12 protein-coding genes are annotated in these 15,322 nt (G+C 65.1%); 4 read left to right on the top strand and 8 right to left on the bottom strand.

Going from position 1 to position 15,322, the window contains the following annotated elements; genetic code table 11:
• Positions 1-13: 13 nt before the first annotated feature.
• Positions 14-442 (top strand): hypothetical protein, encoded by a 429-nt coding sequence (locus BPHY_RS03555; RefSeq protein WP_012400114.1) that lies wholly within the window; start codon positions 14-16, stop codon positions 440-442.
• Positions 443-469: 27 nt separating this feature from the next.
• Positions 470-901 (top strand): excinuclease ABC subunit A, encoded by a 432-nt coding sequence (locus BPHY_RS03560; RefSeq protein ID WP_012400115.1) that lies wholly within the window; start codon positions 470-472, stop codon positions 899-901.
• Between the two features lie 51 nt (positions 902-952).
• Here BPHY_RS03560 and BPHY_RS03565 read toward each other — a convergent pair whose 3' ends face one another.
• Positions 953-1,705, bottom strand: coding sequence for a class I SAM-dependent methyltransferase (locus BPHY_RS03565; RefSeq protein WP_012400116.1), 753 nt, complete (start codon positions 1,703-1,705; stop codon positions 953-955).
• Between the two features lie 120 nt (positions 1,706-1,825).
• Between BPHY_RS03565 and BPHY_RS03570 the strand changes: the two genes are divergently transcribed.
• Positions 1,826-3,076, top strand: coding sequence for an NAD(P)/FAD-dependent oxidoreductase (locus BPHY_RS03570; RefSeq protein WP_012400117.1), 1,251 nt, complete (start codon positions 1,826-1,828; stop codon positions 3,074-3,076).
• A gap of 145 nt (positions 3,077-3,221) precedes the next feature.
• Here the strand turns inward: BPHY_RS03570 and guaD are convergent, their stop codons facing one another.
• The 7 genes from guaD to BPHY_RS03605 all read right to left on the bottom strand — a co-directional run bounded on the left by guaD (position 3,222) and on the right by BPHY_RS03605 (position 13,218).
• The gene (guaD, locus tag BPHY_RS03575; RefSeq protein WP_012400118.1) at positions 3,222-4,547 is read right to left on the bottom strand and encodes a guanine deaminase; all 1,326 of its coding nucleotides are present in this window, start codon (positions 4,545-4,547) and stop codon (positions 3,222-3,224) included.
• A 29-nt stretch (positions 4,548-4,576) separates the two neighbouring features.
• Positions 4,577-5,617: an adenosine deaminase gene (locus BPHY_RS03580; RefSeq protein ID WP_012400119.1), complete on the bottom strand. Its 1,041-nt coding sequence runs from the start codon at positions 5,615-5,617 to the stop codon at positions 4,577-4,579.
• A 104-nt stretch (positions 5,618-5,721) separates the two neighbouring features.
• Positions 5,722-6,732 carry a xanthine dehydrogenase accessory protein XdhC gene (gene xdhC / locus BPHY_RS03585; RefSeq protein WP_012400120.1) on the bottom strand — a complete coding sequence of 337 codons (1,011 nt, stop codon included), beginning with the start codon at positions 6,730-6,732 and terminating at the stop codon, positions 5,722-5,724.
• A 93-nt stretch (positions 6,733-6,825) separates the two neighbouring features.
• Positions 6,826-9,282: a xanthine dehydrogenase molybdopterin binding subunit gene (xdhB, locus tag BPHY_RS03590; RefSeq protein ID WP_012400121.1), complete on the bottom strand. Its 2,457-nt coding sequence runs from the start codon at positions 9,280-9,282 to the stop codon at positions 6,826-6,828.
• Entirely contained in the window at positions 9,282-10,820 is a 1,539-nt protein-coding gene (gene xdhA, locus BPHY_RS03595; protein ID WP_012400122.1) for a xanthine dehydrogenase small subunit, read from the bottom strand. Before xdhA ends, xdhB begins: the two co-directional genes overlap by 1 nt.
• 409 nt (positions 10,821-11,229) lie before the next feature.
• Positions 11,230-11,736 carry a disulfide bond formation protein B gene (locus BPHY_RS03600; RefSeq protein ID WP_012400123.1) on the bottom strand — a complete coding sequence of 169 codons (507 nt, stop codon included), beginning with the start codon at positions 11,734-11,736 and terminating at the stop codon, positions 11,230-11,232.
• 105 nt (positions 11,737-11,841) lie between these two features.
• On the bottom strand, positions 11,842-13,218 hold the full coding sequence (locus BPHY_RS03605) for an amidase (protein ID WP_085965092.1): 1,377 nt from the start codon (positions 13,216-13,218) through the stop codon (positions 11,842-11,844).
• A 237-nt stretch (positions 13,219-13,455) separates the two neighbouring features.
• Here BPHY_RS03605 and BPHY_RS03610 point away from each other — a divergent pair, with 237 nt between their 5' ends.
• Positions 13,456-15,213, top strand: coding sequence for a cation:proton antiporter (locus tag BPHY_RS03610; RefSeq protein ID WP_012400125.1), 1,758 nt, complete (start codon positions 13,456-13,458; stop codon positions 15,211-15,213).
• Positions 15,214-15,322 lie beyond the last annotated feature (109 nt).

The raw sequence follows: 15,322 nt of genomic DNA on the forward strand, positions 1-15,322 counted from the left end.
GGGAATACGAAGAATGAAGACCAGAATCGCAATGGGGTTGGTGGCGGCCGTCGTGCTGACGCAGGCGGGCTGTACGACCAGGATCAAATCGCTGCCGATGCCGGCCTCGGTCCAGACGCAGAACGGCCAGGATGTAGCGCTTTACTTCGGCGAACAGGCACATGCGCCCGTGCAGCAGTCGTTCGGCAGCAAGGAATTCGCGGCGCGCGTGCCGCGCAAGCCGGATGTCAGCCCCGAGACCAACTGCAACAACGCGCTCGCCAAGGCGTTGCAAGACCTGCGCGACTACGCACGCGCGCAGCACGCGAATGCCGTCGTCGGTATCAAGACGCGCTTCCAGCACAACGAGTCGGCTTCATCGACCGAGTTCACGTGCGGTGCAAGCCTGAACGGATCGACACTCGCCGTGCGCGGCGACGTCGTCAAGCTGGAAACGCAATAAGAACATTCATCCACGAGGGTCATCACCATGAAGCGTCACCTGATCTGTGCGGCTGTCGTCGCATGTCTCGCCTCGCACGCATTCGCGCGCGACACGGTCGCCAACTATCCCGTCGCCGAGGCGCTGACGAGTGAGCCGGGCAAGGTCGGCGACGATATTGCGCTGTATTTCGCGGGCCAGAAGCACCCCGGCGTCGTGAAAAACTTCGGCGAATTCGCGACGAACAAGAAGACCAACGCATTCGGCAAGAGCGACGAGACGGCGTGCCAGCACGTGTTCCTGTCGGCCGTGATCGAGCTTCAGGACCGTGCGCGCAAGGAAGGCGGCAACGCGGTCATCAACATCAAGAGCAACTACAAGAATGAAGTGCGCGAGAGCGCGACGGAGTTCACCTGTGGAGCGGGCGCGGTGATTGCCGGCGTCGCGTTGAAAGGGGAAGTGGTGACGCTGAAGAAGTAACGCGGAAAGCCCAAAGGCGGCGGCGCGTATGCGCGCATGCCGCCCGTCGTGTCAGTCTGTCTTGACGGCCGCGACGTTGACGAGGGTTTCGCGCCGCTTGCCGGGCTTCGGCGTATAGATGCCGAGGCGCTCGAGCAGTCCGAAGTCTTTCGCGCGGCTCCACCACAGGTAAGGCAACGACACGTTGTGGGCACCGAAGGTAAAGCCGCCGTGCCGGATCATGTCGAGATAGCCGTCCGCGCTCTTTTGCACCTGCATCGGATGACGGAACAGCAGGCGGATCACCCACGACTTGATATACGCATCCGTCGATTCGGCGAACAGCAGGACACCGCCCGGCTTCAACACGCGACGGAATTCCGCGAGCGCGCGTTCCTGCTCGACGAGATGGTGGAACGTTTGATGACAGAACACGATGTCGGCGCTGGCGTCGGCCAGCGGCAGATTGGCGCAATCGCCGTGTAGCACGTCAACGCAGGTCGAGCGCGTGTCGGCATGATCGCGGCAGGCGCGTGCGGCGTTCATCGCGAGGTCGAGTGAAGGCTCGTGAAAGTCGACGCCGATAATGCGTTCTGGTTTGAACGTTTGCGCGAGCAGCCGGAATGAAATGCCCTGGCCGCAACCGACGTCGACGATGACAGGCGACGCGGGAAGCGGTGTGTCGATCAGGCGTTTGAGGTCGTGGATCGCGACGCGCAGCACGTGGTGTTCCCACGTGTGAGTACGGAGGAACCAGACGCCGAACGACGTCTCGGGCACAAAGGGCACGCCGTTCGATACGCTGGCTGTTTCGGTGGACTGCACGTTATTCCCCGGGCGGTGATGGTGTTGGCTGGTCTTTGATTGGAATGATTGTGCGACATTGTAATCGCTGGTAAGGACGCAAAGCGTTGCGCGTGCAATACGCTATTTGAAGGAAAATTAATGAATATGGATTCGTCGATGAACACTGCGGTGGATGTGGCCATCATCGGAGCTGGGCCGTCGGGCGCTGTCGCTGCGGCGCTGCTGCGCAAGGCGGGACGGTCGGTGCTGGTGCTCGAGCGCCAGCACTTTCCGCGCTTTTCGATCGGTGAGAGCCTGTTGCCGCAGAGCATGGCGTACCTCGAAGAGGCGGGCATGCTGCAGGCCGTCGTCGAAGCGGGCTTTCAGTACAAGAATGGCGCGTATTTCGTGTATCGCGACCAGACATCCGCCTACGACTTCCGCGACAAGCATTCGACGGGTTGGGGCACGACGTATCAGGTTGAGCGTGCCGTCTTCGACGATCTGCTGATTCGCTGCGCGGCGGAGCAGGGCGCCGACGTGCGCTTCGGCCACACGGTGCTCGCGATGAAGACGGGAGAGGCGGGTGATGCGCCCGCGCTCGAGGTCGCCGGCGAAGCGGGCAACCCTTACCGGGTGCATGCGCGTTTCGTGCTTGACGCAAGCGGCTTTGGGCGCGTGCTGCCGCGTCTGCTGAGTCTCGAAGCGCCGACGCGCATGCCGACCCGCGCCGCGATCTTCACGCACGTGCGCGACGGCATTCCTGTCGAAGCACACGATCGCAACAAGATCACGGTGGCCGTGCATCCCGAGCGTCGCGACGTGTGGTACTGGATGATTCCGCTCGCGAACGGGCGCTCGTCGGTGGGTTGCGTGGCGGAAGCTGCGTTTCTCGATGTACCGGAGGCGCAGCGGGAAGCGAAGCTGCGTGCGCTGCTCCGGAGCGAGCCGACGCTGAATCGCCTGATCGGCAATGCGCCGTTCCTGATGCCCGTGCGGCATATCGGCGGCTATTCGGCGAATGTCGAGCGGCTGCATGGGCCGGGATATGCATTGCTCGGCAACGCGGGCGAGTTTCTGGATCCCGTGTTTTCGTCGGGTGTGACGATTGCGCTGCGGTCCGCGCATCTGGCTGTGCAGACGCTGGAGCGTCAGTTGAACGGTGAAGCCGTCGACTGGCAGTCGGCGTATGACATTCCGCTGCGCAAGGGGATCGACACGTTCCGCGCGTTCGTCGAGCGGTGGTACACGGGTGAGTTGCAGGACATCATTTTCTATCCGCAGCAGACGCCGATGATCCGGCGCATGATCAGCGCCGTGCTCGCGGGGTATGCGTGGGATGAGACGAATCCTTATGTCGCCGATCCTGAGCGGCGGTTGAATTCGCTGAGCGAGGTGTGTAAGGGGTAGGGGTGGGGGTGTTTTTGTCTGCGACGCAATCGCCGTTTTTGTCTTTTCGCCGGCATCCGGGTTGCGTTTCGCTGCCAGAAAAAAAACAACGCGCAGCGACCGAACATAACGCCAGCAAAAAAACCACCCGCCGCACGCTAAAAAATCAGGCCGCGATCCGCGCCTTCCCCACCGTATCGTCACGTCGATGCACACGCTGCCCCGCTGCATACGTCTCATACACGGCGCGATCGTCGCCCAGTAGCGCGAACGCGAACAGCAGTTCCTCCAGCGTCTCGGTGCGCGCAGTGCGCCGCGCGAGCAGCGGCGTCGCGCGTGGATCGAGCACCACGAAGTCTGCCTCCGCTTTCGGCTTGAGCGTGCCGATCTTGTCGCCGAGATCGAGCGCTTCGGCAGCGCCCGCCGTCGCCAGCCAGAACATGCGCGTCGCCGTCAGATGATGCCCGCCAAGACGCGCGACCTTGTGCGCTTCATTCATCGTTTGCAGCATCGAGAACGACGTGCCGCCGCCGACGTCGGTGGCGAGCGCGACAGGCATGCCCGACTCGATCGCCTTGTCGAAATCGAACAGTCCGCTGCCGAGAAACAGGTTCGACGTCGGGCAGTGTGCCGCGACGGCGCTCGTTTGCGCCATCCGTCGCCGGTCCTCGGTGTCGAGGTGAATGCAGTGCCCGTACACGGCGCGCGGCCGCAACAGACCATAGTGATCGTAGATGTCGAGATAGCTGCGATGGCCGGGGAACAGGCTCGCCACCCACTTCACTTCGTCATGATTCTCCGCGACGTGGGTCTGGATGAACACGTCGGGATGCAGCTTCGCGAGCGCACCCGTCGCTTCGAGCTGCGCTTGCGTCGAGGTCGGCGCGAAGCGCGGCGTTAGCGCGTACATCTGCCGCCCGTTGTCGTGCCAGCGCGCGATCAGCTCGGCGCTATCGTCGTAGCCCGATTGCGCGGTGTCGCGCAGAAACTCGGGGCAGTTGCGATCCATCAGCACCTTGCCGCCGATCATCCGCACATTGCGGCGCTGCGCTTGCGTGAACAGCGCATCGGCCGATTGCTTGTGCACTGTGCAGTAGACGAGCGCCGTCGTCGTACCGTTCGCGAGCAGCTCGTCGATGAAAAAGCGCGCCGTGTCCTCTGCGACGGCGGCTTCGCTGAAACCGCGCTCGGTTGGGAACGTGTACGTGTCGAGCCACGGCAGCAGACCCGGCGCGGGCGACGCAATCATGTCCGTCTGCGGGAAATGGATATGCGTGTCGATGAAACCGGGGACGATCAGCTTGTCGCGCATCTCGATCACCTGCGTCCCAGGTGCGAGCTGTGCAGCGACGGATGCATGCGCACCCGCCGCGACGACATGTCCGTCTTCGACGATCAAAAGGCCGTCTTCGTTGAACACTGCAGCGTTGGACGATTGCGCAGGATCGCCGTTGAACGTCAGCAGGTGCGCGCGAAAAGCTGTTTGAGTCATGAGTGAAACCGTCTCCGAACGGGTAAGAATCAGGCAGATGCGCGCCAGTGCGCATCGAGTTTCGCGATCATCGCATCGCGCTGCGCGGGCGTGACGAACGACGCCTCGAAGCCGTTGCGGATGATCGTGTACACCTCGGCGTCGTCGAGCTTGAGGGCGTCGATCGTCGCGAGGTAGTTTTCGTTGACGTAGCCGCCGAAGTACGCGGGGTCGTCGGAGTTCACGGTGACGGCGACGCCCGCGTCGAGCAGCGCCTTCAGCGTATGCCTCGTCAGATCGTCGAACACGCACAGCTTCAGGTTCGACAGCGGGCAGACCGTCAGAGCGACACGCGAATCGGCAAGGCGCGTGACGAGCGCCGGGTCTTCGATGCTGCGCACGCCGTGGTCGACGCGGTCGACCTTCAGCAGATCGAGCGCTTCGTAGATGTACGACGGCGGGCCTTCTTCGCCGGCATGTGCGACGAGCTTCAGACCTTTGGCGCGTGCCTTCGCGAACACGCGCTCGAACTTGGACGGCGGATGGCCGTGCTCCGACGAATCGAGCCCGACACCGATCAGCCGGTGCCTGTACTGATCGAACAGCGGCAGCGCCGCGTCGAACGTCGCGAGTGCATCGTCTTCGGACAGATGCCGCAGGAAACACAAGATCAGTTTGCTCGTGAGACCGCGCGTTTGCGCTTCGGCAAGTGCGCGCTCGATGCCCGCGACCACGGTCGCAATCGGCACGCCGCGCTCCGTATGCGTCTGCGGATCGAAGAAGATTTCCGTATGCACGACGTTGTCCGCGAGCGCGCGCTCGACGTAAGCCATCGTCATGTCGTAGAAGTCCTCTTCCTTCAGCAGCACGCTGGCGCCCGCGTAGTAGATGTCGAGGAACGACTGCAGATCGGTGAACGCATACGCGGCACGCAGCGCATCGATCGATTCGTACGCGAGTTTCACGCCGTTGCGTTCGGCAAGCTTGAAGATCAGCTCGGGTTCCAGCGAACCTTCGATATGAATGTGCAACTCGGCCTTCGGTGCGAGGCTGGTTTTGCGAGCTAGCGGGGACAGTGTGGTTGTCGTCATGGTCGGTCAGTGATTCGGGTTATCGATGGATTGATTCGACGTCCGATGGCTGGGTCGGTCGTCCCCAATGTGATTGCAATACATGCTCGATACTGGTTTGATGCTCACGCCGTCTGCACCGCGTGCGCCGTGTTGGCCTCGACGGCCTGCAGCAGTTGCGCCGCTGCGGAAATCGCAATGATCTCCGGCGACTTGTCGACGATGCCGTCCACGCCGAGCGGGCACTTCATCCGCGCGATCGCCACGGGATCGAAGCCGCGCGCGGCGAGTCGGTGCTCGAACTGCTTGCGCTTCGTGTGCGAGCCGATCATGCCGAAGAACGCGAAGTCGCCGCGCCGCAGGATGCGTTCGGCGAGATCGAGGTCGCGCGCGTGGTTGTGCGTCATCACGATGAAGTACGTGTGCGGCGCGGCCTTGTCGACGGCTTCGACGGGCGCGTCGTTCGCGTCGATCGTCACGTTCGCGGCGCCCAGCGTGCCGGGATCCGGGAACTGCGCATCGCGTTCGTCGACCCAGTGCACATGGCAGGGCAGCGTCGCGAGCACGCGCACGAGGGCAGCGCCCACGTGTCCCGCACCGAACAGCACGACGGGGAAGTCGCGCGGCGCGATGGTTTCGGTGAGCAGCGCGCTGCTGTCGTCGAAACCCGCGCCGTCCCACAGCAGGCAATCGGCGCTTTCGACGCCCGGCTCAGGATCGGACAGCATCACGGCATCGGGTGCGGGCCCGAATGATACGCTACGCACCACCGATTGACCCGCCGCAATGCGCTTCGCAAGCGACGTGACCCAGCCCAGATCGGCGATGTCGAGCCGTTCGAACGCGAGCACCACGGCGCCGCCGCAGCACTGGCCGAGGCTCGGTCCGAGCGCGAACCGCTCGAGCCGCCGCATGTTTGGCGCGCGCATGCCGTCGCGCAGCACCTGGCGCGCACTTTCGATTGCTTTCCATTCGAGATGCCCGCCGCCGATCGTATGGCGCGCAGAATCGCGCGTGACGATCATCTTCGTGCCGGCGTCGCGCGGCGCCGAACCTTCGGCGCGGGCAACCGTCACGAGCACGACGGCGTCGCCGTGAGCGAGCAGTTGTTGCAGATCGGTGAGCCAGGCGTGCATCCGGCTGTTCTCCGTGCAAGGCCGCGTGGATTGGCCGCGCAGCCGGTTGATCGTGTGGGCGGCGCGGTCGTGTCGCGCCGCACCTGGGTTGTGCTATGCCGTCGTGCCCGCGCCCGCGGGTTCAGGCGAAGTCGGACCGGACGTTCCCCCACTCGTTGCAGCGCGCGTGCCAGCCGTCAGTGCGGCAGTCGCGGCGATGGCTTCAATCGCATCGAGAATGGCTTCGGGCGTCGCGGGCGCACGCAACGGCGGTGCAGGCGCGGCGTCGGGCGCGGTGGCCGCCACGGCATCGCGAATCGCGAGAAACACCGAAAACGGCAGCAATAACGGCGGCTCGCCGACGGCTTTCGAGCGGAACACCGTCGGCTCGGCGTTTTCATTGCGATACAGCTTCACGTTGAACGCAGCGGGCGTGTCGCTGACGGCGGGAATCTTGTACGTCGACGGCGCATGCGTCATCAGGCGCCCGTCGCGGTTCCACCAGAGCTCTTCCGTCGTGAGCCAGCCCATGCCCTGAATGAATGCGCCTTCGACCTGGCCGAGATCGATGGCGGGATTGATCGACTGGCCTGCGTCGTGCAGCACGTCGGCGCGCACGAGCTTCCATTCGCCCGTCAACGTGTCGATCACGACTTCGGAAACGGCCGCGCCGTACGCGAAGTAGTAGAACGGATGACCCGTCAGCGTCTTCGCGTCCCAATGCACTTTCGGCGTCGCGTAGAAGCCGTCGGACCACAGCTGGATGCGCGCGAGATACGCCGCGTTGACGAGTTGTGCAAACGGCATCGACGCGCCGTTCGCCTGGGCTTCGCCATGCTCGAACCTGACCTCGTCGGGCGTGCCGCCGAGCTCTTTCGCGGCGAGCGAGGCGAGGCGGGCGCGGATCGTGTGTGCGGCGGCTTCGGCGGCCTTGCCGTTCAGGTCGCTGCCCGTCGAGGCGGCCGTCGCCGACGTATTCGCGACCTTGGACGTATCCGTCGCCGTCACGCGCACGCGAGCAAGCGGCAGGCCGAACACGCTCGCGACGACTTGCGCGACCTTCGTGTTCAGGCCCTGGCCCATTTCGGTGCCGCCATGATTCACGAGCACCGAGCCGTCCTTATAGACATGCACGAGCGCTCCCGCCTGGTTCAGGAACGGCACGTTGAACGAGATGCCGAACTTGACGGGCGAATACGCGATGCCGCGCTTGAGTATGGGGCTCGTCGCGTTGAACGCTGCAATCGCTTCGCGCCGCGCGCGATAGCCGCTCGATCCGATCAGTTCGTCAGTGAGCGGCGCGATCACGTTGTCCGTGACCGTTTGGCCGTACGGCGTGACATTGCGCTCGCCGACGCCGTAGAAATTTACGCGGCGCACGTCGAGGGGATCGCGCTTCAGTTCACGAGCGATGCCGTCCATCATCACTTCCATCACGAGCGCGCCCTGTGGGCCGCCGAAGCCGCGAAACGCGGTGTTCGACTGCGTGTTGGTCTTGCACGGCAGCGCAACGATATCGACGTCCGACAGGTAGTACGCATTGTCGAAGTGGCACACGGCGCGCGTCGCGACGGCGCCCGACAGGTCCGCCGAAAACCCCGCGCGCAGCGCGATCTCGACACGCGCGCCGAGAATGCGGCCGGCGTCGTCGAAGCCGGCTTCGTACTCGTAGATCGCGTCGTGGCGTTTGCCCGTGATCATGAAGTCGTCGTCGCGATCGGCGCGCAGCTTCACGGGGCGGCGCAGCGTGTGCGCGGCCAGCGACGCCGCGCAGGCAAAGAGCGCCGACTGCGATTCCTTGCCGCCGAAGCCGCCGCCCATGCGGCGGCATTCGCACTGCACGCTGTGCGTCGGCCAGCCGAACATATGCGCGACCACGTGCTGCATTTCGCTCGGATGCTGCGTCGAACTGTAGACGAGCATGCCGTCCATTTCCTTCGGCACGGCGTACGCAACCTGGCCTTCCAGATAGAACTGCTCCTGGCCGCCGACCTCGAACGTGCCCGCGATCCGGTGCGGCGCCTGGGCGATTTTCTCGGCGGGCGCACCGCGTTTGAGATGCAGCGGCGGCAGCACATACTGTTTCTTCGCTTTCGCTTCGGCAGCTGTCAGCACGGCTTCGAGCGGCTCGTAGCGCACGACCTCGTCGCTCTTCGCGAGCGCCGCCGCGCGCCGCGCAAGTTCGTGGCTGTGCGCGACGACGATGAAGACGGGCTGCCCGAGGTACAGCACTTCGCCGTCGGCGAGAATCGGGTCGTCGTGCAGCACGGGGCCGCAATTGTTTTCACCGGGGATGTCCTCGGCTGTCAGCACGGCGACGACGCCGGGCATCGCGCGCACGGCATCGAGATCGAGCGACACGATGCGCGCGTGTGCATGCCGCGACAGGCCGAGCGCCGCGTGCAGCGTCTGCTGGAGTTCGGGAATGTCGTCGGTGTAGGTCGCTTCGCCGCTCACATGCAGCGCCGCCGACTCGTGCGGCAGCGGCACGCCGATCGCGGTCGGCGTCTCGTCTGCGGCGGCTTGCGTCAGCTCTGCGCGATGAAGGAACGCATCGGTTTGCCTGTTCATCACGTCGACTCCTGCGCAGCCTGCAGCGTGGCTGCGTCAAAGGCGAATGCATTGACGTCGCACAGCGCGAGCGGAGCGGCGTCGCGCGTTTCCAGATGGAAGCGCCACAGCAGATTGCACGCAACTTTCAGCCGGTACGCACTCGACGCGCGCATGTCGGTGAGCGGCTGGTAATCGGCGGCGAGCGCCGTCATTGCGCGTTGTGCCGTGGCGGCGTCCCAGGGCGCGCCTTTGAGCGCGGCTTCAGCCTGCTGCGCGCGCTTCGGCGTTGCGGCCATGCCGCCGAACGCGATGCGTGCGTCCGCGATTATGCCGTCTGCGATGCGCAGCGCAAACGCGCCGCATACGGCCGAGATGTCCTGGTCGTAGCGCTTCGAGACCTTGTACGTGCGAAAGCGCAAATCGGGCGCTGGACGCGGCACGCGGATCGCCGCGACGAATTCGCCGGCTTCGAGCGCGGTCTTCTGGTACCCGACGTAGAGCGCATCGAGCGGCAGCATGCGCGTCTTGCGCTCGCGCTGCAGCACGACGAGCGCATCGAGCGCGATCAGCGCAGGCATCGAATCGCCGATGGGCGAGCCGTTCGCGACATTGCCGCCGAGCGTGCCCGCATTGCGGATCGGCAGCGACGCGAAACGCGTCCACAGTTCAGCCAGTTCGGGATAGTCGACGGCGAGGGCGGCGTACGCGTCTTCGAGCGAGGCGGCCGCGCCGATCGTCAGTGTCTGCGCGTCGCGTTCGATGGTCTTCAGCTCGGCGACATTGCCGATGTACAGAATGTCGCCGAGATCGCGAAACTGCTTCGTCACCCACAGGCCGACGTCGGTGCTGCCCGCGAGCAGCCGGGCTTGCGGATGTTGCGCGCGCAGCCTGGCGAAAGCGTCGAGTGTGACGGGCGCGTAGAACGTCGGCGAGCCGAACGCGGCGCCGCGTGCGTCGGGCGCGATGTATTCGAAGGTGCCGCTGCGCTGGATCGACTGGAGCGCTGTGACGACGGCGGCGCGGTCGAGGGCGACGCGTGGATACTGCTGTTCGTCGAACATCTTCTGCGATGCTTCGACGATCGGCCGGTAGCCGGTGCAGCGGCACAGATTGCCGGACAGCGCGGTGTTGATCTCGTCGCGCGTCGGCAGGCGGGCGCCTTCGGGCTGGTTCTCGTAGAGCGCCCACATCGACATCACGAAACCGGGCGTGCAGAAGCCGCATTGCGAACCGTGGCAATCGACCATCGCTTGCTGCACCGGGTGCAGCCTGCCGCCCGCCGAGCGCAGGTCTTCGACAGTGAAGAGGGCTTTGCCGTCGAGCGTCGGCAGCAACTGGATGCATGCGTTGACGGCCTTGAGCATCAACTGACCGCCGGAAGTGGCTTCACCGACCACGACGGTGCACGCGCCGCAATCGCCTTCGGCGCAGCCTTCCTTGGTGCCCGTGCAGTGCAGGTCGTCGCGCAGGTGCTGGAGCACGGTGCGCGAGGCGGGCACGCCGCCGACCTCGCGGACGGTCCCCTGGTGATAGAAGCGGATGGTTTGCGTTGTCACGGCGAATCCTGAAGACATTGCGGACCAGGCGCGCGTTACGCTTGGGGTCGCGCCGTAGCCGGCCTCGCGCACGTAGATCGCCATCCATGCCCGAACATAACATCACTTTGTCTCAAAAATATTTTACGGCGCGAATGGGGGTTATGCGGGATGCGGCATGAGGGCAGGGCGGTGATGCGCGCGAATCGCCGCTACGACGGCGTCGTTCGCGCAAAACGGCTTGCTGGGCGGGGATTGGGTCGCTGGGCCCGGGCGCCGGATGCGGCGGTTGGGGAAGCTCGCCTGACAGCTGGGCCAGGTGATGGCGCTGGGGAAAGGACGCTGGGGAAAGCGTCATCCGGGAGGAAGAGGGGGGCTGCGTTGCGCGCGGGCGGCAAGACTGCCGAACCCGGCGCGGGGAAGCCGGAACTTATCGAAGCCGACGGTTACGCCAAATGCTGCCCGTCAGCGCGACAAAAATCACCGCGAAGCCGATCAGTGACCAGCCCGGCAGCGAAATGCCGAGAATCGGCGGATAAGGCGTTTCGCACAAACCGGCGACCTTGAACACGCTGGGCAGCCAGTGCGCGGGCGGCAGGCCGTCGACGATCGGCTGCAAGGCATCGAAGCCGCAGCTGAAATTCGGATGCGACTGCACATACACGTGCCGCGCCGCCGTCAGCAGGCCGCCGAGCGCCGACAGCAGCGCCAGCACTTCAAGCAGCCGCACGCCCGTCCAGCCGCGCATGCGCGCGCCGAGAAACGCGAAGATCGCAATCAGCAGATAGAAATAGCGCTGGATGATGCACAACGGGCACGGATCTTCGTGCTCGACGAACTGCAGATACAACGCGCCACCGACGAGCGCGAGACAGACGAGTCCCAGTAGAACGAGCAGACTGCGCTCACGGCGCAATTTAACGTTATCGATATTCATGATCCTGCTGGCGGTGGAAGTTCGGTAAAGGGTGCGGCGATTCTAGCCGAAGCCCGCGGCGCATGCCGCCGCCCAGGCACGGCCGTGCGCGATCCGCGGCGCATGTCAGCGGATGGTGTTCAACACCGCTTCGACGGCTCGTCCAATTCCCAGCAGCGCGTCGTCCGCGTGCGGCGCGGCGGCCAGCATCAGCCCGACGGGCGCGCCGCCGCGCGGATGACACGGCACAGAGATCGCGCAGGCATCGAGAAAATTGAAGGCGCTCGGATTGCGCAGCACGAGGCCGTTGGCACGAAAGAATGCATCGTCGTCGTGCACCAGTTCGGCGACGCGCGGCGGCACGACGGGCACCGTCGGCGCGACGAGGGCATCGAAGCGCTGCCACATCGTGCGCGCCTCGGCCAGCACCGCGGCGCGCCCGGCGAGCAGGTCGAGATAGTCGGCGGCCGTCGCCGGCTGGCCTTTGAGGATGCGCGTCAACACGCGCGGATCGTAGGCGTCCCGGTGCGCGTCGAGCAGCGGCCGGTGCCACGCGTAGGCTTCGATGGGCGAAAAGCCGAAGCGGTTGATTTCGGCAAGCCGGTCGAGCGGCGCAAAACGCACGTCGCTGACGATCGCGCCCGCCGCCTCCAGATGCTTGAGCGCGGCGTCATAAGCCTCGGCGACTTCCGGCTCGATGCCGTCCGTCACGTAATGGTTCAGCACGCCGAGCCGCGCGCCCTCGAGCGGCCGCGCAGCCGGAATGACGGGCTCCAGCCCGGCGAGGATCCGGTCGACCAGTGCGCAGCACGCGACTGTCGCGCCGATCGCGCCGAATGCATCAAGTGTCGGCGAGAGCGGTACGCCGCCCTGTTTGGGCACGCGGTCGGCCGTCGGCTTGAAGCCGGTAAGTCCGCACAGCGCGGCGGGAATGCGCAGCGAGCCGCCCGTGTCGCTGCCGAGCGCGACGGCCGCCATGCCGTCCGCGACGGACGCTGCTGCCCCCGACGACGAGCCGCCCGACACCCGCTCGTCGCCCTTCACGCCGCGCCGGTAGGGCGAGAGGGGATTGCCGTAGTGCGGGTTGAGGCCGAGCCCCGAGAACGCGAACTCGCTCATGTTCGTGCGACCGACGATGACGGCGCCCGCGCGCTTCAGGCGCGCGACCGCCGGGGCGTCTGCCGTGGCGGGTGCCGCGTTCGCCAGCACTGTCGAGCCGGCGCGCGTCACCTGTCCCTCGACGTCGAACAGGTCTTTCACGGAGACGGGAATGCCCGCGAGCGGCGACAGTACGGTGCCGGCTGCGCGTAGGCGATCGTGCGCATCGGCCGTGGCGCGCGCGTTATCGGCGTCGACCTGCATGAATACGGCCGCCCCCTGGCCAGCGGGGTCGGCGATCCGCGCCAGCGCGGCTTCGACGAGCGCGCGGCTCGTGGTGCGGCCGGAGGCGAGATCGGCAGCGAGTTGGGCGAGCGGGGGAAACGGCGTGGGTTCGGGTGACATGGCGGTGCTCATGGCGTGAATCGGCAGGTCGGTAGTCGGGATCCGTATTGTGACGCTTCGCGCGGCTTCGGCGTCATGCGTCGCGCGGAATCTGTGATGACTGCGGGCGAGCGCGTGAGTTCGCGGCGAACGCATGCCGACGCGTTTGCGTCTTTCGCCGCGTCGCGCTCAATCGCATTGAACCGTTCGTGCGGTACCATCGCATTTTCAAGATTACTCTTTGTAAGGAATGGCACCATGCACCACGGCATTGGCTTCATTCAGGATCTGGCAGTCGTGATGGCGCTTGCCGGCGTCGTCACCGTACTGTTTCATCGCCTGAAACAGCCCGTGGTGCTCGGCTATATCGCAGCGGGCGTGATCATCGGACCGTACACGCCGCCGTTCCAGCTGATCCACGACGAGCAGACCATCCAGACGCTCGGCGAGCTGGGCGTCGTGTTCCTGATGTTTTCGCTCGGGCTCGAGTTCAGTCTGCGCAAGCTGTTCAAGGTCGGCGCGACGGCCGTCGTGGCGGCGCTCTCCGAGATCGTGCTGATGCTATGGATCGGCTACGAGATCGGCAGCGCGTTCGGCTGGAGTCCGATGGATTCGCTGTTCCTCGGCGCAATCCTTGCGATTTCGTCGACGACGATCATCGTCAAGGCGCTCGCCGAACTGGGCCTGAAGCGGGAACGCTTCGCGCAGCTCGTGTTCGGCATTCTGATCGTCGAAGACATTCTCGCGATCGCGATGCTCGTGCTGCTGTCGGGCATTGCGCAGACGGGCGAGCTGTCGGCGGGCATCGCGTTGGTCACGCTCGGCAAGCTGCTGCTGTTCATGACGGTGTCGCTGGTGGTCGGCATTCTCGTCGTGCCGCGCGCGCTGAACTATGTCGCGAAGTCGCAAAGCGACGAGATGCTGCTCGTGTCCGTGCTCGGCTTCTGTTTTGCGTTCTGCCTGCTGGTCGTCAAGCTCGACTACAGCATCGCGCTAGGCGCGTTCCTGATCGGCGCGATCATGGCCGAATCGCGCCATCTGCACCGCATCGAACACCTGATCGCGCCGCTGCGCGACGCGTTCTCCGCGATTTTCTTCGTGACGATCGGGTTGATGCTCAATCCGGCCGTGCTGGTCGATCACGCGTGGCCGATCGCCGTGATCACGATCGCGGTGATTCTCGGCAAGATCGTGTCTTGCGGGCTCGGCACCTTCCTCGCGGGCAAGGACGGGCGCACGGCGATGCGCGTCGGCATGACCGTCTCCCAGATCGGCGAGTTCTCGTTCATCATCGCGTCGCTTGGCCTCACGCTGAAGGTGACGAGCGCGTTTCTTTATCCGATCGCCGTCGCGGTCTCCGCACTGACGACGCTCTTCACGCCATACCTGATCCGCGCCGCGGACCCGCTCACCCAGCGCCTCGGCCGCGCGATGCCGCGTACGGTCGCCAACGTGTTCGGCATGTACGGGCAATGGCTCGGCAGCCTGCGGCCGGCGTCCGGCGAGCCGACCATCTTTGGACTCACGCGCCGCATCATTGTGCAGATCGCGGTGAATCTGGCCATTGTCGCGGCGATCTTTCTGGGCGCGTCGTACGGCGCGCCGTACGGAACCGGCTTCGTCGAGAAGTGGCTGCCGTCCGAACCGATGCAGCGTGTCGTGCTGTGGAGCGCGGCGTTGCTCGTGTCGATGCCGTTTCTCGTCGCTGTCTATCGCAAGACCAAATCGCTCGCGCTGCTGCTTGCCGACATTAGCGTACAACCGGCGAAGGCGGGGCGTTTCACGAGTGCGATCCGCTACGCCATTTCGGACCTTGTGCCCGTCGTCTCGATGCTTGGGGTGTTCCTTCTCGTCGCGGCGCTTTCCAGCGCGATCCTGCCGCCTACGGGCCTGCTCATCGCCGTGCTGCTGTGCGCGGCGCTGCTGTTGACGCTGTTGTGGCGCTGGTGCGTGCGCATTCACGCGACGATGCAGATTGCGCTGCGCGAGACTTTCGAGGAGCAGCCCGATCCATGATGCGATGCGTGACGGTCGGCTGAGACCCGTTTGCGCCAGCTTGCATGTTGTGTCCTGATGTGACGAAATGTGTGCTCGTTTGCCGCAGCGAGGCCCGAGGCGGATAATG

This window comes from Paraburkholderia phymatum STM815, assembly GCF_000020045.1.
GTDB classification, from domain to species: Bacteria; Pseudomonadota; Gammaproteobacteria; order Burkholderiales; family Burkholderiaceae; genus Paraburkholderia; species Paraburkholderia phymatum.